This window comes from Aliiglaciecola sp. CAU 1673 (assembly GCF_029223185.1).
GTDB lineage: Bacteria > Pseudomonadota > Gammaproteobacteria > Enterobacterales > Alteromonadaceae > Bowmanella.
Genome location: NZ_JARHUG010000010.1, coordinates 104366 through 125108 on the forward strand (window position 1 = coordinate 104366; position 20743 = coordinate 125108).

Consider the following 20743-nt stretch of genomic DNA (forward strand, 5'->3'; position numbering starts at 1 on the left):
TTAATGAACGGCGATAATAGGTGTAAGCTAGCGGACAATCAAGGGCTGTCCTGGGCGGCAGTGCACAAAAGGCAAACAATCAAGCGTGACCGCAAAGACCCCGGCGCGAAAACTGGAGAGGCGATGGATAATCTGACACTGGAACAGAAAAAACAGCAGTTTGATGAATATTTCCGTATTAAGCATCCCATTAAGGTAAACCTGCTCCCGTTGCCAGAGCAGTTTGTGCTGCCGGAGACAGAGAATATCGAAATGCATATGCCCTATGCCTTTCGTATCGCTGCGGAAATGTCAGCTCTGGAAGTCTCGGCCCTGCGCCCCTTGCGTAACTTAAGCGAACATGCCGCCGATCTGGTGGCGTACCTTAATCATCAGTCACGTAAAATCGATTTGATGATGTCCTATATTCTGCAGTCCCAAAGTAGCCCGGAACACCAATACCAGGCCTTATCCTTTGGTGGTGGCGGTGTGGTGCTCGAATCCGCAACGCCTCTGGATCTTGAGCAGTTGGTTGAATTAAGGCTGTTTCTGGAAGAAGAAGCCTCCGCGGTATTTTGCTTCGGCGAAGTTATCGCTTGCGAGAAACAGGATGAGCAGTACCATATTTCCCTGATATTCAATCGAATACGTGAACAGGATCAGGAACTGCTGGTACGTGCCAGCTTGCACCTGCAAACTCAGCAATTAAGAAAGCGCGCCAAACAACGTAGTCCGGAATAAACGATTTCAGCACCCATGAGTACCAGTATTTTTTCTCCACCTTTGCCCAAAAAGCCCGGTGATAACCTGCAATGGGGCAATCTGCATGGCAGCAGCCTGGCTCTGCTGCTGGCCAATACCCTTAAGCAACAGCAGGGCTCGGTATTACTGATCACCGCCGACACGCCTTCAGCACTGAAACTGGCGCGGGAAATAGATAGCTTTTTATTGAATGAATCTGGAGCGTCTGACAAACCTTCGGGAAAACCGTTGGTTAAAGTCTTCCCGGACTGGGAGACCCTTCCCTACGACACCTTTTCACCGCACCAGGACATCATCTCGCAGCGTTTGGAAACCCTGTTCCATCTAACCCAACCACAGCCTTGTCTGTATGTGGTACCGGTTAATACCCTGTTGCAGCGGATAGCGCCGGTGGATTATCTGGGCAGGTATCTGCTTATTCTCAAACAAGGCCAAAAGCTGGAACTGGACAGTTTCCGTCAAGGTTTGGAAAGGGCCGGCTACCAGGCGGTCAATCAGGTCATTAGTCATGGCGAATACAGCATTCGTGGGGGGATCATGGATCTCTACCCCATGGGCAGCAAGCAGCCTTATCGTATCGACCTGTTTGACGATGAAATTGACAGCATCCGACTGTTCGATCCTGATACCCAGCGCTCCGGCGATAAAGTGGCCGAAATAAAATTGCTTCCGGCCCATGAATTTCCCACAGACAAAGCGGCCATAGATCTGTTCCGCCGCCAGTTTTTAGAACGTTTCGACGCCAGTAATGCCAAAGACTCGTTTTACTACCAGGTAGGCAAAGGCATTATGCCGGCAGGGATTGAATACTATCTGCCGCTGTTTTTCGAAAAAACCGCCACATTATTGGATTACCTGCATCCAGACAGTCTGGTGCTGATGCACGGTGATCTGGTCAATGCCGCCGAGTTTTATTGGGCCGATTTAAACGAGCGCTACGAGCAATATCGTTATAACCCGCTTCGCCCGTTATTGGCACCGGCAGAGATCTACCTCAAAGTCGATGAACTCTTTGGCGCGTTGAAACATCGCGCCCGGGTGCAGGTGCAGCATGGTGCGGTGGAAGACAAGGCCGGGCGCAGCAATTTCCCCACCGCCGCTATTCGCGATATTGCGATTAAGCCACAAAACAAAGTGCCCATGGCCAGTCTCAATCAAGCCATCCGCGAATGGCGAGAAGAAGGCGCCAAGGTGCTGTTTAGCGTGGAAAGCCAGGGCCGCCGTGAAAGCCTGCTCGGCATGCTCAAGAAAATTGACTGTAAGCCTAAGGCTTTTGAGCATTTGGATGCCTTCCTCGCCAGTCATGAAAGCCTGGGCGTGATCATCGGTGATGCCGAGCACAGTTTTGAGCTCAATGAGCCTGATGCCAAGCTGGCCTTGGTGACCGAAACCGAATTGCTTGGTCATAAAATCAGCCAGCGCCGACTGCGCGACAAACGCCAGGCCACCGATGAAGCGGCCGTTATTCGCAACCTGGCTGAGCTCACTCAGGGCCAGCCCGTGGTGCATCTTGAACATGGCGTTGGCCGCTATCAGGGCCTGCAAACTCTGGATGCCGGCGGGCTGGTTACCGAATACCTGACCATTGAATACGCCAACGCCGCCAAGCTGTATGTGCCGGTGTCTTCTTTGCACCTGATCAGCCGCTACAGCGGTGGCGATCTTGACCATGCGCCGTTACATCACCTCGGCACCGATGCCTGGTCCAAGGCCCGTAAGAAAGCGGCCGAGAAAGTGCGCGATGTGGCTGCGCAGCTTTTGGATATTTATGCCCGGCGAGCGGCCAAGCCTGGCTTTGCTATCGATATCGATTGGCAGGAATACCAGCGTTTTGCCGACAGTTTCCCTTTTGAAGAAACCGCCGATCAGGAGCAGGCCATCAATGCCGTGATCCGTGATATGGGCAGTCCGATGGCCATGGACAGACTGGTGTGCGGCGATGTGGGCTTTGGCAAAACCGAAGTGGCCATGCGTGCAGCTTTTTTGGCTGCCAACGCCGGTAAGCAGGTGGCAATTTTGGTGCCCACCACCTTGCTGGCTCAGCAGCACTATGAAAATTTCAAAGACCGCTTTGCCGACTGGCCGTTTCGCATCGAAGTGATGTCCCGTTTCAGCAGTGCCAAAGAGCACAAACAGATTCAGGAAGCACTGGCAGAAGGTAAGGTGGATATCGTCGTCGGCACCCACAAGTTGTTGCAAGATGACGTCAAGTTCAAAGATCTTGGCCTGGTCATCATCGACGAAGAGCACCGTTTCGGCGTTCGTCAAAAAGATAAGTTCAAGGCCCTGCGCGCCGATGTGGATATTCTGACGCTGACTGCCACCCCAATCCCAAGGACATTAAATATGGCTTTGTCCGGCATGCGCGATCTGTCCATCATTGCCACCGCCCCCGCCAAGCGTTTAGCCATCAAGACCTTTGTGCGCGAGCGCGAAAAGATGCTGATCCGCGAAGCCATTATGCGTGAGATCCTGCGTGGTGGTCAGGTTTACTTCCTGCACAACGAAGTGGAAACCATCGACAAAACCGCCGCAGAAATCGCCGAAATTGTGCCTGAAGCCAGGGTCGCCATTGGTCATGGACAGATGCGCGAGCGAGACCTGGAACGGGTAATGTCGGATTTCTATCATCAGCGCTTCAACGTGCTGGTATGTACCACCATTATCGAAACCGGTATCGATGTGCCGTCGGCCAATACTATTATTATGGACAGGGCCGATCACCTGGGCCTGGCGCAATTGCACCAACTGCGTGGCCGCGTGGGCCGTTCGCACCATCAGGCCTATGCCTATCTGCTGACGCCCAATCCCAAGCGCATGACCAAAGACGCCAAGAAGCGTCTTGAAGCTATCGAATCCCTGGAAGATTTGGGTGCAGGCTTTGCCCTTGCCACCCATGACTTGGAAATACGTGGTGCCGGTGAACTGCTTGGTGAAGATCAATCGGGGCAAATCGCCAGCGTCGGCTTTACCTTGTATATGGAGATGCTGGAGCGCGCGGTGGAAGCCTTGAAACAAGGCAAAGAGCCTTCGTTGGATGAGGCCCTGTCCAGTCATACTGAGATCGAGCTGCGCATTCCGGCACTATTACCCGATGACTATATCGGTGATGTAAATACCCGCTTGTCCTTGTACAAGAAAGTCGCCAACTGTAAGAATGATGAAGAGTTGGATGATCTGCAGGTTGAGTTGATTGACCGCTTTGGATTGTTGCCGGAGCCGGCCAAAAACCTGTTGAAACTGGCGCAGATGAAACTCATAGCCCGTGGTATTGGCATTCGTAAAATTGAAGCCAGCCAACAAGGGGGATTTGTGGAATTCGAACAGGACACCCGCATCGATCCCGGCTTTATCATAAAGCTGATCCAAAGCCAGCCGCGCATTTATCGCCTGGAAGGCCCACAAAAACTGAAATTTAGCATTGCTACCCAACAAGCCCAGGAACGCGTCAACTTGATTGCCGATATGCTGGACAGCTTTAAACAAAAAACGCAGGCCGCCTGATGATCAAAAAATCCCTAATACTGCTCTCGTTGTTCGGTGCTGGCGTTCAGGCCCAGGAAGACTGGTGGTTTGAAGTGGAAGTACTGCTTTATAAACGTGACCAGGCAGTACAAACACTGGATGAGCAGTTCCCACAGCCGGCTGAGCTGCCCTCAATGCAACGGGCCGTGGATCTGATCACGCCGTTACTGCTCCCCAATATCGATAGTTTGATAGCGGCCCTGCCCGCTTGCGAAATCAAGCAAGAAGAAAGCGAAGAGATCCCTTTCCTGGAACCAGGTTTGCTGGATGCCGTGAACAAGCGCCTGGATGAGTTGGCACAGTATCGCCAGCCAACCGAGATGATGCCGCAAAGTACCGGTGCGCAAATTGTCGGGGCATTACCTGTCGACCAAGCCAGTCAGACACAGGCAGATTCGTTTGCGTTTCGCATACCGCGAGTAGGTTGCGTACAGCCTTATGAGCGCGATTGGTTCCCTGCGCCTATCATCGAATACCCTGAGCCTGAAGAATTTATAGCCCAGGTGCCAACACCGCTGTCAGGCCGTGTCAGTCATCAGGATGCCGGTGCCTACATTATTCCCAGCAGCGCTTTAGAGCTTCGCCAGTTAGCACGGGACTTGTACAGACAACGTGGCAACAGTCCTCTGCTGCACTTAGCCTGGCGTCAGCAGGTTACAGTAGGTAAAAGCAAAGCGGCGCCATTTAGACTCTATGGCGGGACAAACTTTGCCAAGGCTTTTGACTTACATGGCTTGCCGCTTCCGTTAAATCCACAAAGCCCGATGCAGTTGGCGCCACAACAGCCAAGCAAATCGCTGATTGAGCAAGTGGAAGAGGCCCTTAATCAACCCTTGCGCCTGACCCAAGAAGAAAACCAGGAACAAGAAGGGGTCACCACCGATCAGCTATGGGAATTGGACGGCCTGTTTAAGGTATACCTGCAATATATTAACCGGGTACCTTATCTGCATGTTGATACTAACCTCGTGTATCGCAAGGAAGGCCCCGCTGGCCTAATGGGCACCCCACTGCCCTTAAACCGCCCCTCCAGCGTGGCAGGGCTGGTGCCCAACGATACGCGCGCCAATACCAGGCTGTATGACTTTTCCTTTGACCAACTGAGAAGGGTAATTAGTAAGCAGATTCACTATTTCGACCATCCTATGTTCGGCATGGTGGTACAAATTCGCCGTTATGAGGGAGACGATGAGTGAAGATTTACACTAAAGGCGGCGATGCCGGACAAACCCAGGTCTATGTGGACAAAGCCATTCGCCTGAGCAAAGACGATGCCCTGCTGGAATGCTATGGCAGCCTGGATGAACTGAATGCCCATATGGGCCTGCTGAGAAGCATGCTGCCGGAAAGTGATTCAAACGCAGAGGCTGACGGCATCACTCAGGTACAACGCAAACTCTTTGTTATCGGCTTTGTGATTTCTGCCCACGGCAAGGTGGTGGAAGAGGATTTAACTGCCCTGGAAGCACAAATTGATACCTGGCAGGAAGAGCTAGTACCCCAGCGCCATTTTATTCTGCCCGGTGGCTGCCCACCCGCAGCCCAGGCCCATGTATGTCGCACTGTGGCCCGGCGCGCCGAGCGAGTGATGGTGGCCCTTAGTCACCAACACGATGTGCCGCCACTTTGTCTTAAGTACCTAAACCGCCTGTCCGACTGGCTGTTTGTGTTGGCCAGACGCTTGAACCAGATGGCCAAAGTGGCCGATCAAGTGCTTTAAAACACCGACAGGCCCAACTCTTCGGCCATGCGCGTGATCATATGCATGGCCTGCACCGAGTTACCAAAATCATTAAGCCTGGGACTGTAAGCGGCAATCACGCCATAGCCCGGCACAATGGCCACAATGCCGCCCCCCACCCCGCTTTTGGCCGGCAACCCCACGGTAAAGGCAAATTCGCCCGACTGGTTATACATGCCGCTGGTAGAGAGGATGGCGTTGATGCGATGGGCGTCACGGCGGCTGCATACCTGCTGGCCGCTAAAAGGATGCACCCCACGATTTGCTAAAAAGCTCAGAGCCTTGGCCATTTCCTTACAACTTAAGGCCAGTGCACACTGGTAGAAGTAGTGATCCAGCGCTGCCGTTACATCAGACTCAATATTGCCAAAACTTTTCATCAAATAGGCTAATGCCGCATTGCGGTTGCCGGTCTGCTTTTCAGACCGATAGACCTTGTCATCAGCATAGATGCTCTCGCACAGGGCAAGCTGGCGTACAAAGCGCAACAGTGCCTGTTTGCTGGAGGAATAGTGACTGTTGAGCACATCGGCGACCAAAATAGCCCCGGCATTAATAAAGGGATTACGGGGAATACCATGCTCCCATTCGAGCTGCACAATAGAGTTAAAGGACTGCCCGGAGGGCTCCATGTTGACCCGTTTCCACAGACTGTCACCAACCCGGTTCATGGCCATGGTCAAACCGAATATTTTCGACAGACTTTGAATGGAAAAACGATGATCAGCTTCTCCTGCCCCTACCACCTGCCCATCAATAGTGGCCATCGCCAGCGCCACGCGATTGGGATCCACTTCGGCAAGAGCCGGTATATAGTTAGCCACCTTACCACTGACCGGCAGCGCGCGGGCTTCTGCAACCAAGTCACTAACCAGCGTAGTTAAGGACGGCGTATCCTGCTGGCGGGAAGCATCGCCGTGCAAAGTGCGCTGGAAACTGGGAGTGATCCCTGGCTCGGACATAATCTGTTGTTCTCTTTGGGAATTTGAGCATAGGATAGCAAAAATCCCTGTCGCTTCGCTGTTGATAACGCGCACGAACGTCGGAAAGACTCATGCATACGGATAAAGCTCATCCCATTAAGGTCGCCGTGGTTGGCTATGGTCTCTCGGCCAAGGTATTTCATCTGCCTTTTATCCGCTGCTCACCACAGTTCTCTTTAGTGGCGCTCAGTACCTCGCAGGCAGTCACCGCCATTGAGCTTGGCGATGCCATGCGCTTTCAAAGCGCCACTGAGATGATTAAAGGATGCCAAGCCGATTTGGTGGTGATCACCGCCCCTAATGATCAACATTTCCCCCTGGCTAAGCTGGCATTGGAAAGTGGCAAAGACGTGGTCGTGGAAAAGCCCCTGGTGGTCAGCCTGGAACAAGGACTGGCATTAAAAGCGCTGGCCGAGCGTACTGGAAAAAAGGTGTTTTCCTACCACAACCGGCGCTGGGATGGGGATTTTATGACCCTGCAAAAACTGATAAAGGACGGAAAACTTGGGCAGGTGCGCCTGCTGGAATCGCGCTTCGATCGTTTTCGCCCCGAGGTGCAAGAGCGCTGGCGTGAAAGCGCTGGCCTGGGTACCGGACTGTTATGGGATTTGGGCCCTCATCTTATCGATCAGGCCCTGGTACTGTTTGGCTTGCCGGATGCCCTTAGCGCTCGCTGCCTGCTGACACGTGAACAGGCACAGGCGGTGGACTATTTTCACTTGCAGCTTCACTATGCAGATAAGGAAGTGATTCTGCATGCCGGCTCTCACAGCGCGGCGCCGGTTTGCCGTTTTCGTGCCCAGGGCAGCCTCGGAGAATACGTAAAGTATGGATTAGATCCCCAGGAAGCCTGTCTTCGTGCGGGTATCCTCCCGCAGCAAGCAGATTGGGCACGAGAAGCACCCGACAACGACGGTTGCCTTTACAATGGCGAAACTAAGCAAAGCATCCCGAGCCTACCTGGCAGCTACCAACATTTTTACCAAGGCGTGGCCGATGCCATGCTGCATAGTGCGCCTTCACCGGTGCACATCAATGACGCCATAGTGGGCATCCGGTTAATTGAGTTAGCGATAAAAAGCAGTGAAACCGGAACACGCCTGGTTGTTCCGACCGACATTGTCTAGATGGGGTGTACTTGTGCCTGCCACTGTCCGTGGCGGAAACGGGCAACAACTATCGCCTCATCTTGTCCTGCCCTTGCCAGGCATTGCCCATCCACCCAGACGGCACTTTGTCCCACCGCATGCCAACCGCCGGTAGGTGCGCAGTGATTGGCAATCATCACCAACATGTTGTAAGCGCGGGAGTAGTCGGCCAGCTTTTGGGTATCGACAGCGTAGCCACCTTCGGTGATCAGTGAGCCGGCACTGTAAATTTGGGCACCTAAGTCGGCACAATCGGCCGCATGTTGCTGAAAACCCGTATCAGCACAAATGGCTGTTGCAACCTGCCAGCCATTAATATCCAACAACAGTTGTTGGCTCCCGGCAGATACATAACGCTCCTCACCTGCGTGCAAGAAGCGTTTGCCATAGATCTGGATTTTACCATCGGGACACAGGACAAAAGTGGCGATGCGGGGTTTCTCAGTAGTTTCTCCATTAGCCTTGAGGGGAGCGCCAACCAGGATATACATCTGTAACCTTCGGGCTGCATCGCACAATGTCAAAAGGCGCACATCATCTGTGCAAAAGGCCAAATCGGCAGCTCGTTCCAGTTCATAGCCGCAAAGCGACAGCTCAGGAAATTGCACGAGCTGTACGCCCTGCTGTGCCGCTTGTTCGACCATCGCCAAATGCGCAGCAATATTGCCTTTTATATCGCCGGCCAGGCTGCGGGTTTGGGCAATAGCAATACAAATATCCTGCATGATCTTTCCTTGAAACTGTCAGTCTGGCAGTAATGCCAGGGATACCGCTTTACCCCAAAGCTGGCAAAGCAGTGGCTGCAACAGATCTGGATGGCCGCTGGTGAAAAATCGAACGGAAGCATCCGTCGTCGATGACAGGCTACCTTTTTCCGTCAGGCGTCGCTGAAGCTCCTTACTAACGGCAAGTGCAGAGTCCAAAATCTGTACATGGGGTCCAACGATAGCGGCAATTTGCTTACGCAGCAGTGGATAATGCGTGCAGCCCAACACCAGGGTATCGGCACCGGCATCGATCAGTGGCGTCAAGTAACCTTTTAGCAAAGCTTGAGTTTCAGCACTGTCCATCGCCCCTTGTTCCACTTGTTCCACCAGACCGGGGCAAGGCTGCAAACGGATATCCAGGCCGTTGCCAAAACGCTCACATAAGGTCGCCACAGAGGGACTTTCCAAGGTGCGACGGGTGGCCAATACACCGATCACCTTGCTTGTTGTAAGCTGGGTAGCGGGCTTGATAGCCGGCTCCAGGGCAACAATGGGCACAGGACAATATTGACGTAAAGTACTGGCGGCTACCACCGTGGCAGTGTTACAGGCCATGACAATGGCCTTTGCCCCTTGAGAGAGCAGAAAATCGGTAATGGATTTAGCGCGCTTAATAATGTCTTGCGCGGGCTTGTCACCATAAGGGGCAAAGCCACTGTCGGCAACATAGATTAAGGATTCATTCGGCAGGCGCTGATGTATGGCCGACAACACGGTCAGGCCGCCAACACCAGAATCAAAAACGCCGATTGGCGCATCAGAATGTTCTTGCATGGGATGAATCAAGCCGCCGGACCAAAGGCACGGCGGCTAAGGGCACTTAGATAATGTTGTTGGCGTCAACCAGGTCGCCTACCTTGGCTTCTTTGACCTTGGCATTGGCGGACAACCAGGCTTCCATAGCCTTGCGATCGTCTTCAGAGGCAGAGCCATAACGCTCCTGTGAGCTAACAAAAGCATCGAAGGTATCTTCAGAGCCACCACCGAATACCATCAGGTTGCGGCCTTCTACGAACTCAACCAGTTCATCGATAAAGCCTTCGTAAGTGGCTTCTTCTTTGTCAGCCAATTGGCAGTTGAACTCAAAGCCCATTACGGCGAATTCGCCGAGGTACAGTTTTTTACGCAGACGGCGGTTTTTGTTGTCAATCTTATCCAGTTTCATGGGAATTCCTCATAGGAGCTAGGGCGAATGCCAATTGGGCGCGCATTCTACCCTGTGTTGTGCCTGACACCAACCATTGAGGATAAAAGGAATATCAGAAATTACAGGATGCTTCGCTCAGAAAGATGATTGCCGGCAAAAACGACGGGCCCCAATGAGTATACCTAACGCCAGCAAAGCCAAACCCGCCGGCTCAGGGACCGATGCAGTTGCACCATTCAACAAAAAACGGATCTGATTTTGATAAAGGCGGATCTCATCTTCAAGATCCAGGGTTTCGCCCATAAAACCGTTTAAAATAGTGCGACTGTTATTCCCCACCACAATAGCGGCATTGCCGTCTTCAAAGGTAGCCGCTATTTGCGCGTTATCGACTGAAAAACTGCGCGAGAAAATAGCGTATCCCAGGTTGTTCAATGACAGTTCACTGCTAGTTAGCCCAGAAGAAAACAAAGGGCCCATGGATAAACTGGATTGATTCCAACCTTGCACAGTCGCTCCGAAACTTGTATCGGCGCCGTTTTGCCAATGATTGTGAATGGCCCGCCCACCGGTTTGCACAAAAGATTGCAAAATCCCGGAAGCAGTGGTGTGCCATTGGTCATCAAACTGGGCAATCACCAAATCCCAATTGCCCGTACTAAGCGCAGAGGAAAATCCATCGTCACTGTTAACGCTGGTGAGATCATGACCCAAGCCATTCACCGCCATAGTCCAGCTTGAATTGGACCACTGGAAATCATCATAAAGCAGGATCATTGCGGCTTGCGTATAGCCTGAGATGAGCAATGTGCAGGTAGCGAAAATACCTAAGAGTAAAGAACGAACAGAATTTTGCATGGTTTACTTCCAAACTGCTATGCCGCCGCTTGGGCTGACACAGCATGGTGAGCTTTGAATTTAAAAGATTTTTGCTGTCGTGCCAACCAACTCGACAGTAAAAAAAGAAAAAGCCCCGCACAAGGCGGGGCAAAAGCTCAATGGTTGCCGGGAAACCCGGCTGGTTTTTGATTTTTATTATTTTTATTCGGCTTACTTAACCTGTTTGCGACGGGCAACTGTTAGTCCGGCCAGGGCCAGTAACATTAGCGCCCAAGCAGCAGGTTCTGGTACGGCATTTGCGTTAGCACGAACACTGACCGATTGTGCCAAATCAACAGCAACATCTTCAAACGAGGAGTTAGAGAAGAGTGCATTGGCTAAACCAAAGTCAAAACTACCGGCCGCCAGTGCAGTAAATTTAATGCTGGCCACCAGAACATCTCCGGTAAGCGGCATGAAATCCACAAAGCCAAAGCCCAGGCCAGTACCGTTATCGAAAGCGCCAAAAGACAGTGCGCCAAACAGATCTGAACTGTCCAAAAACGCATTTCCCATACCGTCATTGGCATAGCTGAACATGCTAGCGTCGAACAGCAAATCAAATTGGAAAGATGCTATATCCACCAAACCAGTGGCTTCGATAGTCAATGTCACTTCATCACCAACATTCACATCGATGTTATCCAGTGACAGATTGATCAAGGCCGCATTTGCATTGAAGCCCAGTACCAGTGCGCAAAGTGCAATAAATTTTTTCATTGTTAGTACTCCAGATTAAAGAACGCGGCAGCCATTCAGGTTGCAAAGGCTCATCATCACCTGAGCATCCTTCACGTTTACAATACCGTCTTCATTCAGGTCAAAGGCCATATCAATTTGCTCTTTCTTAGCAATTGCGCGGATAAGGCCGTTTACGTCATTGCGATCCACATCATAGTCGCCGTCCCAGTCACCACGCACAGGTTCACGGTTGAGTTGCAGGCTGATGATCACCGGATCATGGTCAGACACACGGTAAGCATCCGGGGCATAGAAGTCATTTACCTGAGTGGCAGACTTAAACTCAGTGTTGTAATCAAGAATACGCGGCTCGTCGGCGTTAATATGCCATTCGGTCACATCCAGCACCTGAGCAAGCAGGTTGCTTGACGCCAGGGCATGGTCCAGATAACCGGCCTGGCCGCCAAACACATAGGAATATCCCGTGGCACCGACAAATTCACTGATCAGGTTGGTAAAACCTGCGCTGCCAAGGGCCATGATTGGATCTTCTTTGGCATAGGCGTTGAGGTCACCGATGATCAGTTGATCTTTGTCCTTGCTCAGGCTTGGCTCTGATTGCAACCAGGCAGTCAATGTTTGCGCTTGCGCTACACGTGAGGCGTTGTAACAACCCTGGCCATCGTTCTGGTCCTGGTCGGCACCACTTGCACCACCACAGCCCTTAGACTTGAAGTGGTTTACAGCAACAGTCAGCTCACCCAGGCTGTCTTTACCGAGGAAACGCTGTGCCAATGGCGGACGGCTGAATACCGCATCGGTGTTAATCAGCGCATTGCCCACCAACTCCACAGATGTGGTGTCGTACAGCATACCCACGGCAATAGCGTCAGTACCGATAGGGCCACCGGCGTTAACAAAGGCGTAGCGGGCTTCACCCAAACGGGCATTAACCGCAGCCACCAACTGGGCAATAGCACTGTTCCCGCCGTAGCCATCGTTTTCGATTTCCATCAAACCGATTATGTCAGCATCCATGGCCACCAGGGCAGATACCAGTTTATCCAACTGACGAGTGTACTCTTGTGCAGTATCAGCACCGCGAGCAGTCGGGAAACCACCGCCTTGACCATCACCGTTAAAGAAGTTCAGCACGTTAAGGCTGGCAATTTTCAGGTTGCCTTGTGCTAACTCAGGTGCGGCTGTGCGGGCATTGGCCTGTACAAAAGTAGGTGCCTGGGTGGGAACCACACGGTACTCGTTGAAGTTATAGTCCACCACACCGGTCAGGCTGGTCACCATATCGCCGGTGCGCAGGGTATTGCTGGCAGACAAACCACCAGTGGGGTAAATCACATTGACAGGGTTTTGACCGCTTACGCCATCGTCCAGCAGGATGCGATTCAAGGTATTTTGTGCAGCCAATGCTTGCGCTTCGGCTGAACCTGGCAAATGCAAATTAGTAGGAATATAAACACGACCATTGGACAACGTCACTTCACCGTAACGGCCCAGGTTGTAGTTATCGGTCACAGTCAGGTTTTGCTCAAAGGTCACCAACATGCCTTCCAGTGCTTCAGCGCTGCTGGCATTAGCAAATGGCAGACTAACCACAGCAGGCGATACCGCAGCAGCTCCGCAATCCAGGGCGGCTTCCGATTGGGCCAGCTGAGTCTTGTTATAGAATTCAGCCACATTACCCATTACCCGCACTAAGGTGCCTTCAACTGGCAGGCCAGTGCTGCTGTTGGTGTATACAAACAAGCCTTCAGAGGTGTTGCCATTGGCATCCTGATCGGCGGCTTCTTCCTGAACGAAGTATCCTCTGAGGTTAGGGAAAGAAGCAGTAACCACGGCTTCAACAATCGCAGACTGGTTCAGCAACGGAGAGGCGTCACCTTCACCTTGAATAGCGCTAATCAATGTGGCGCTATCGCCGCACTGCCCTAGGCCGGATACGGGTGGCTCACCACTGTCATCGCCATGGTGACGACCCAAGTCAGAAAATACGTTGGTGCCAAGATTAGTCCATTCATCACTGTAGCTGAAGGCATTGCTGGAATCGGTGTCACCAGTGATGATGCCTTGGTTTCTGACCAAAGACACGTCTTTGGCAAAATCAGCACCATTACCCACCTGACCAAAGCTGTCTACCAGCTCACCGTCTTTGCGCAGTTCCAGAACGTCATTACCGTTAAAATTGGTCACGCCAGAAGTAATATTGGCCTTGTCCAGTATCTCCTGAATGGAACCCGAGTTGGCAATAACGTAAGTCTGACCAGCCTCCAACGAACCGCTTAGGCTCAAGGTGGTACCGGCAGTAGTAGAACCATTGATATACAACAGCACTTGATAGCTGCTCAAATCGATAGCTGAAGTACCGGCGTTGTAAAGTTCGATGGCTTTGTTGTTACCGCCAGCGCCTTCAACGTACTCGGAAAAGATCAAGCGCTCAACCACAGGCTCTGGATCAACGGTACCGATCGTGAATGTCTTGGATGGAAAGGGTATAACGGCACTGGCATTATCAGTTTGGCCATCCAGAGCGTCTTTGCCGCTGAATTCCCAGTTTGAAGGGACAAACTCACTACCGTCAGCGCCCGTGTCGCTAACACGATAGACCCAACCGTCGGTATGAGCCCAGGATGGGCTGCTCGCCCAACTGATTTCACCAAAAGTATCAACTACAGCACCATCGCAAAACAGCTCAATGGCGTCATCACCGTTAACGTTTACTGCACTTACATTGGCAAAATCAGGCGCGAAACCGAAAAAGTTAGTGAATCCAGTACTCTCAGATGCAACATATAAGAAGGTGCCTGCACTAACGGCTACCGCGGGAAAAGTATACTCTTGACCGTCAGTTCCGCCGCCATTATTGGCAGAACCCACGCCACAACGGCTGAGGTCAGCAATATCTTGAGGCACGAAAATTTCAATCGCTTTAGGTACACCGCCGGTCAATGGTCCGTCGATGACCCCCGTTAAGATGAGGTTGTTTGCAGCTACTGGCAATGAGTGCATGGACGCCAAAATGGCAGCCGACAGCACTGTGAGTTTGGTTTTCATAGGGGTTCCTTTGCTCTTTCTAATACGGATTCTTATGCACCAAGGCGTTGCAGCTTCAAGCACCGGCGCGGCGACAAAACGTATTAAATTGTGAACATTGGTATTAAAACAGGAAGACTTCGATAGAATTCATAACTTCTTGTACATATAACTTATTAATCAATTAGTTATGAGTTAAAAGTAAACTTACTCAAATCGATAAGTAAGCTTATTAGGGGATCGATGCTGGTTTTGCCTTATACAAATTGTACAAAAAGACGGCCAAGCCCTTGCCTTACAAAAATATGACAAGGATTGGCCGCAAAAGGTCACCACGCCATGTAGCGCGGGGAACAGGAAAGGTTTGAAGACTTTTGTGCTAAACCTCAGGAGAAATGTGCCTATTTGCTTGGAAAATCAGCTAAATGTCCCTCTTTTAAGCAGTCCTCCCTGACTCATCAGTAATTGTCCTTTAGCCAGCACACTGTGAATTTGCAAAGAATCGTCCACCAGTAATAAATCCGCGTCAGCGCCGACCTCAATTCGGCCCTTACTGGATAGCTTTAGCAAATCCGCCACGGATAAGGTGACGCTTGCCAACGCACTCTCCAATGGAACTTGATATTGTTGCACCGCTTCTCGCACCGCCTCCCACAAACTGGATACCCTGCCGACTTCCAAGCCGGTTAATCGTCCTTGCTTATCAAATACCGGCAAGCTGGCATTACCATCAGAGCTCATGGTCAATTGACTGACATCAATGCCTTGTTGCAATGCAAAAGCCAGAGCCTGTGCGGCTGGGATCTCCCCCTCTGCCACAAACTGAGCATTGGTGCTGCTGGTAAAATCAATAACACCACCGCGCCGACACCACTGAACGCCAGCCTCAAGTAGCGATTGATTGCGGTTAATATGGGTTGGATAAAACTGTCTGGGAGGTAGCTCAGATTGCTCCACAGCTTGATGCAACAGCGCCAAATACCGGTCTCCCTCGCCTACATGCACACTGACAATACCCGCCTTGCCGGATAGCATACCGCCAACCCTTGCATCGCTGGCCAGGCGCAGCAGCTCTTGCAATGTAGGCTGCGAAGAGCGGTGATCGGATATGGCCACTTCCCCCACTCCGATAAACTTATCGATAAGTACAATATCATCCATGACGGAGTTCGTGAGTGTGCGCACCGGCACCTGATAAGAGCCGGTATAGCAATAGGTGCTTAGTCCTTCTGATTCCAGTGCCCTGGCCTTTGCCAACATATCAGGCAAGGTGCGGGTAACCGCATCTGTGCCAAGAGCCGCCACCAGAGTTGTGACGCCGCCAATAATGGCATCTTCCAGATTCATTTGCGGCGTGCGCGTATGAAAGCCGCCTTCCCCACCGCCGCCGCTGATATGCACCAGACTGTCTACTAAACCAGGTAATAGTTTCAGGCCATGACCATCGATTATCTGACAATGGACAGACGGCATCTGGCTCTCCTGTTCCATGGCGGCCACTTTGCCATCACACAAAAGCACATCCAATCTGCCCATCGGCGTCGGCGAAAATATCTCTGCGCCCTTTATTAGTTTTATAAAACTCATTGCAAATCCAATCCTACCGCCAGCAACATGGCCGTGGCGGCCATACACATCAAACAAACCACCGGTCGCCAGGCAAATCTTGCCCACACCGACCAATCAATACGGGCCACGCCCAAGCAGCCAATCAAGGAAGCCGAAGTGGGGATAATCGTGTTGGTCAGCCCATCACCCAGTTGAAAGGCCAGAACTGCGGTCTGCCGCGACACACCGACTAAATCGGACAGGGGCGCCATCAAGGGCATGGTCAGCGCAGCCTGCCCTGAGCCAGAGGCGATAAAGAAATTAAACACCGACTGAAACACAAACATAAATAAGGCGGCTGCCCACTCAGATACGCCTGCCACTGCTTCGCCCGCATAGTAAAGAAGGGTATTCAGAACCGAGTATTGGCTGGCGTCATCTCCGCCCAAAATCAGCACCACCCCTTTGGCCATTCCCACAATCAGAGCAGCAGGCAGCAAATCTTTGGCGCCCTGCACAAAGGCCTCGGAGGCACCGTTTGCACTCATACGTCTGCCGATGATGGCGGTCAGGGCAATCAAGATACCAATGGCAAAAAACTGACTGGCAATCTGCGGAATATAGTATTGTCTGGCGGTCACTCCCCAAATCACCCAAATCACGCCTATCAATAACTCAACAAGGATCAGGCTATCCAAAGCGCCGAAGCGAGCCTCATTTGTTACCCCGCCTTTGTCATGTAAGGCACGAAAATAGGCGTCCGAGTGATAAGTAAGGCTGCTTTTGGGATTGGCTTTGACCTTATTGCTGTAATGCAAGGTGAAGAGCATACCTGCCAGGGTAAAGACGGCCCACATGGCCATTCTAAAACCACTGCCAGAGAGCAGCGGCACGCCTGCAATCCCCTGCGCAATGGCCACACTGAAAGGGTTCATCCAGGAGGTGGCAAAGCCGATTTGCGTAGCAATATAGGTGATAAGCACCGCCGTGATGCCATCGTACCCCAGGGCAATAATCAGTGGCGTAAGCAGTATACAAAAGGCAATGGCCTCTTCACCCATACCAAAAATAGCACCGCCCAAAGAGAACAATAGAAACAGTAGCGGCAACATCAGTTGCTGTAATTTTTGGCTTTTGGCAATAAGGGCGCGAACGCCATTATTGACTGCACCGGTTGCCATAATGATGCCAAAAGCACCACCCACCACCAGCACAAAGGCCACCACGCCAATGGCAGAGCCCCATTTGCTGCCGGATACCATGCCCTCAAAAGCGTAATTAAAGAAGCCCTGGCTACCTTCTTCGGCAAAAATCGCGGCGCCGACAGATTCTTCAGCCAGCCGGAAACTGCCCGGCACAATCTGCGTGCGGTTACTGCCCTCCAAGACCTGCGTATCAAAAGCACCAGCCGGGATCCAATGAGTGAGCATGGTGGCAACCACCATCACTATAAAAAGGATAACAAAGGCATCGGGCATGCGACTGGCAAGAGATGAAGCATGCTCTGGCACCGCAGGCGTTTCAGCCTGTGCCCCATGTTGAGTTTGCATAGACGACTCCACTTTTTCTATAAACATGCCGGGCAGGTGCAACCTGCCCGGTTAGCCTCTTTTAGAAACGATAGGCAATATCCAGTTTATAGAAAGTACCCAGAGTACTGTGGTTAAAATGATCGACATTGGCGCTGGTGCCATAGGCAGTTGGCGCATCGCGATCAAAGAGGTTATCCACCGACAGAGTTAGTGTGGCGTTTGTAGATAGATCCACACCGGCGTAAACATCCCATACGGTCCATGAAGGAACGCGGCGCATATTGTTGATGCCAAGTCGCTCAAAGTCAGCATCGGTCAGCCCTTCCACGTCGTCTTTATAGTCAGAGGTATAGCGAGCCGTCAAACCTGCAAACCAGTCGCCGCTCGACCATTTCACTTTGGCCGTGGCGATGGTTTCAGGGTAGCGGAAGCTGTCGGCCAGCTCTTCGGTTTCGGCCAACGGTGACAGCTGACGTTCAAAGCCCAGTAAATGGGTAACATCGGCCATCAAGGTCCAACCACCGAGGTATTGGGTAAAGGTCAAGTCCAGACCATGGGTTTCCTGACGTCCGAGATTTTCCAGTTGGATAGCCACATCACCGTCCAGGCGACTGTTGAGATCGCCCACCCCGTCGATACAGCCCTCAAAGCCAACGCCGAGCTCGCCAGCCGGAACCGGTCCACATTTACGCAAAGAAGGATCGGTTAAGGAGCGCAGTAAGAAGAACTCACCATCGATACCAACAATATCCTCATGCTCAAAACGCCAGTAATCCAGGGTGATATCCATGTCTTCTGTGGGGCTGTAGGCGAAGCCGGCGTTGTAGCTGGTAGAGGTTTCGGCCTGCAGATCTTCATTGCCCACTTCTCGGGTGAGGATAGTGATATCAGATTCTTCGCCACTACAATAATTGCCCACGAATTCATCGCGGCACTGTAATCTGAAGCTGCTGAGTGTCACCTCAGCGCCGACCTGACTCAAAGACGGCGCCCTGAAAGAGGTAGCCCAAGAGGCCCGCAGGATCAGATCCTCACTGGCTTTGTAGCGCAGTGCCAGTTTGGGGTTAAAGTCACCGCCAAAGTCATCATAGTGATCGTAGCGTCCAGCCACTTGCAGGTTCAGTGCTTCAGTGACAGGTACATGAAATTCGGCAAACAAACCGTAGGTGTTACGCTCTGCATCTGCTCCGGTAGAGCCAAAGCCAATCACACCGGGCTCATAATTATTTTGTGCAGTACCGCGGGCGATGGGATCAGGGCTGTCGCTGATTTCTTCGCGGCGATATTCGGCACCGAAAGCGGCGCTCAGAGCACCGGCTGGCAGCATCATCAAATCACCAGAAACACTGAAATCCGCAGTAAACAGCTTGGATTCGCCGTTTCTTGGCACCGCCTGATTTAACAGCGCCATGACCTCTTCACTGTTTTGTGCTTGTCCGGCGAAGGGGTTGTAATAAAGACCACCAGTGCTGGGACGACAGTCGGTGCTGCCGTCAGCACACAGCCTGCCGCGCAAGGCCGCTTCAAAACGTGCCCTATCGATGATCCCGGCCACGGCCCGTTGCTCAGACTCGGAATTGGAGTAACTTACCGCGCCCTTGTAGTACCAGTCGTCCCACTGCCCTTCCAAGCCAGTGACAAAGCGCAGGGTATCGGTTTTATTCTCCAGCGTACGGCCATCTGGGAAGCGGCCCCACATCAGAAAGTAGGTGTCATCGACCACCGCTGCCAGGGTATCGTCATAACCGCTGGTGCCGTAGTAGTCGTGCAATCCGTCAATCGCATCACCGAAGTAGATGTAATCGAAGTTATCGACAATATTAAACAGTAAGCCGTCGCGGATATCTGCCGGCAAGCCCGGATGGGACAGGTCGAAACGCTCACCACTAAAAGGCGCACCGGTGGAATTGGCACTGGATTCGGTGCGACTTAGCATCACTTCCGTAAACCAGGTGGCGTCACCAAGCTCCACGTTCAAATTCAGGCCACCGGCCCATTGCTCAAGGGCGGGATTGGTCGGCAGATATTGGTTTTGGTCGTATTCACAGTAAGCGCCAAAGCGTCCGGATTTGGTGAGTTCAGCCGGACAACCTTGCTCCACCAAGTCATCATAAAAAATGCCATAACGGGTTACGCCGCTGGCATCGGCATCTACCGGGCCGTCGAAGTTGATGGAAGGCCAGATGCCCTGTTGGCTGGGAAAAAATGAGTGCGCGGTTTCCTCGCGATCTCTGTCCATCAGCGGATTGCGCTTGTAGTAATCGGCAAAGGCGGTGATGTTGCCGCCATCAAAATTGTGGCCAGCCACCAGATTGAGATTGTATTTGCCATCGTCGCTGCTGGCAGTGGAATCGCCATAACTGGCGTTAACCGCAACCCCATCGAAATCTTTCTTGAGGATGTAGTTGATCACCCCGGCTACCGCATCGGCTCCATAGGTTGCAGAGGCACCGGTGGCCAGGATCTCAATTCGCTCGATAGCAGCCAGTGGTATAGCATTCACATCCACGAAGTTTTCAAATTTATTGGCAAAAGAGCTGGCGGCAACCCGACGACCATTGATCAGTGTTAGGGTTGAAGCCGCGCCCAATCCACGCAAAGAGGCTGCGGCCTGCCCTACCGGTGAGTCACCTTGCAGCGCGCCAGAAGTCGCAGTGGAGAAAGAGCCTGTACCGCCGCGGGTGACGGCGATGTCCTGTAGCAGTTCAGAGATAGAGCTGGCGCCGGATTGTTTGATGGCGTCGGCGCTGATGACCTGAAGCGGCTGGGCGCCTTCCATATCGACGCCTTTGATATGGGTTCCGGTGATTTCGATGCGCTCAAGCGCCTTAACTTCGCCTTCCTGGGGCGCATCATCGGTGGTTTGGGCCAAAGCAAACTGGCCACTGCAAGTTAATACCAGGCAAGCGCCGCCAAAAGCACGAGTGATTGCGTTAATTTTCATGTTGTTATCCTGCCAAAAAGGCGCACGGCAGCCGGTTACGCATAGGCGCAAAGCCACAG

General features: G+C 52.2%; 15 protein-coding genes. 5 read left to right on the forward strand and 10 right to left on the reverse strand.

Annotated features, from left to right (window positions below; genetic code table 11):
* Nucleotides 1-123: 123 nt before the first annotated feature.
* The 4 genes from P2G88_RS11330 to P2G88_RS11345 are packed head-to-tail and all read left to right on the forward strand — an operon-like array spanning nt 124 to nt 5986.
* Nucleotides 124-720, forward strand: a complete 597-nt coding sequence (locus tag P2G88_RS11330) for a PilZ domain-containing protein (protein ID WP_275796005.1) — start codon at nt 124-126, stop codon at nt 718-720.
* 15 nt (nt 721-735) lie between these two features.
* Nucleotides 736-4245, forward strand: a complete 3510-nt coding sequence (gene mfd / locus P2G88_RS11335; protein ID WP_275796007.1) for a transcription-repair coupling factor — start codon at nt 736-738, stop codon at nt 4243-4245.
* Complete coding sequence (locus P2G88_RS11340) at nt 4245-5462, forward strand: CsiV family protein (RefSeq protein ID WP_275796009.1); 1218 nt, start codon at nt 4245-4247, stop codon at nt 5460-5462. Before mfd ends, P2G88_RS11340 begins: the two co-directional genes overlap by 1 nt.
* Entirely contained in the window at nt 5459-5986 is a 528-nt protein-coding gene (locus P2G88_RS11345; protein ID WP_275796011.1) for a cob(I)yrinic acid a,c-diamide adenosyltransferase, read from the forward strand. The genes P2G88_RS11340 and P2G88_RS11345 overlap by 4 nt, the downstream gene beginning before the upstream one ends.
* Here the strand turns inward: P2G88_RS11345 and glsA are convergent.
* The gene (gene glsA, locus P2G88_RS11350) at nt 5983-6969 is read right to left on the reverse strand and encodes a glutaminase A (protein WP_275796012.1); all 987 of its coding nucleotides are present in this window, start codon (nt 6967-6969) and stop codon (nt 5983-5985) included. The genes P2G88_RS11345 and glsA overlap by 4 nt on opposite strands.
* Before the next feature lie 92 nt (nt 6970-7061).
* On the opposite strand from glsA, the gene P2G88_RS11355 reads away from it, so the two are divergent.
* Complete coding sequence (locus P2G88_RS11355; RefSeq protein ID WP_275796013.1) at nt 7062-8117, forward strand: oxidoreductase; 1056 nt, start codon at nt 7062-7064, stop codon at nt 8115-8117.
* Here P2G88_RS11355 and P2G88_RS11360 read toward each other — a convergent pair.
* From P2G88_RS11360 to P2G88_RS11400, 9 genes are all read right to left on the reverse strand, one after another.
* A complete protein-coding gene (locus P2G88_RS11360) occupies nt 8114-8863 on the reverse strand; it encodes a carbon-nitrogen hydrolase family protein (protein WP_275796014.1) in 750 nt (249 codons plus the stop codon). The genes P2G88_RS11355 and P2G88_RS11360 overlap by 4 nt on opposite strands.
* Before the next feature lie 18 nt (nt 8864-8881).
* The gene (murI, locus tag P2G88_RS11365; RefSeq protein ID WP_275796015.1) at nt 8882-9679 is read right to left on the reverse strand and encodes a glutamate racemase; all 798 of its coding nucleotides are present in this window, start codon (nt 9677-9679) and stop codon (nt 8882-8884) included.
* Nucleotides 9680-9725: 46 nt separating this feature from the next.
* The gene (locus P2G88_RS11370) at nt 9726-10070 is read right to left on the reverse strand and encodes a YggL family protein (RefSeq protein WP_275796017.1); all 345 of its coding nucleotides are present in this window, start codon (nt 10068-10070) and stop codon (nt 9726-9728) included.
* A 117-nt stretch (nt 10071-10187) separates the two neighbouring features.
* Nucleotides 10188-10910 (reverse strand): PEP-CTERM sorting domain-containing protein, encoded by a 723-nt coding sequence (locus tag P2G88_RS11375; protein ID WP_275796019.1) that lies wholly within the window; start codon nt 10908-10910, stop codon nt 10188-10190.
* 192 nt (nt 10911-11102) lie between these two features.
* Entirely contained in the window at nt 11103-11651 is a 549-nt protein-coding gene (locus tag P2G88_RS11380) for a cohesin domain-containing protein (RefSeq protein ID WP_275796021.1), read from the reverse strand.
* Nucleotides 11652-11666: 15 nt separating this feature from the next.
* Nucleotides 11667-14681: an ExeM/NucH family extracellular endonuclease gene (locus P2G88_RS11385; protein ID WP_275796023.1), complete on the reverse strand. Its 3015-nt coding sequence runs from the start codon at nt 14679-14681 to the stop codon at nt 11667-11669.
* Between the two features lie 396 nt (nt 14682-15077).
* The gene (gene iadA, locus P2G88_RS11390; protein WP_275796025.1) at nt 15078-16247 is read right to left on the reverse strand and encodes a beta-aspartyl-peptidase; all 1170 of its coding nucleotides are present in this window, start codon (nt 16245-16247) and stop codon (nt 15078-15080) included.
* Nucleotides 16244-17758, reverse strand: coding sequence for a putative basic amino acid antiporter YfcC (yfcC, locus tag P2G88_RS11395; protein WP_275796027.1), 1515 nt, complete (start codon nt 17756-17758; stop codon nt 16244-16246). The genes iadA and yfcC overlap by 4 nt, the downstream gene beginning before the upstream one ends.
* 61 nt (nt 17759-17819) lie before the next feature.
* Nucleotides 17820-20684 carry a TonB-dependent receptor gene (locus P2G88_RS11400; protein WP_275796029.1) on the reverse strand — a complete coding sequence of 955 codons (2865 nt, stop codon included), beginning with the start codon at nt 20682-20684 and terminating at the stop codon, nt 17820-17822.
* Between the last annotated feature and the right edge of the window lie 59 nt (nt 20685-20743).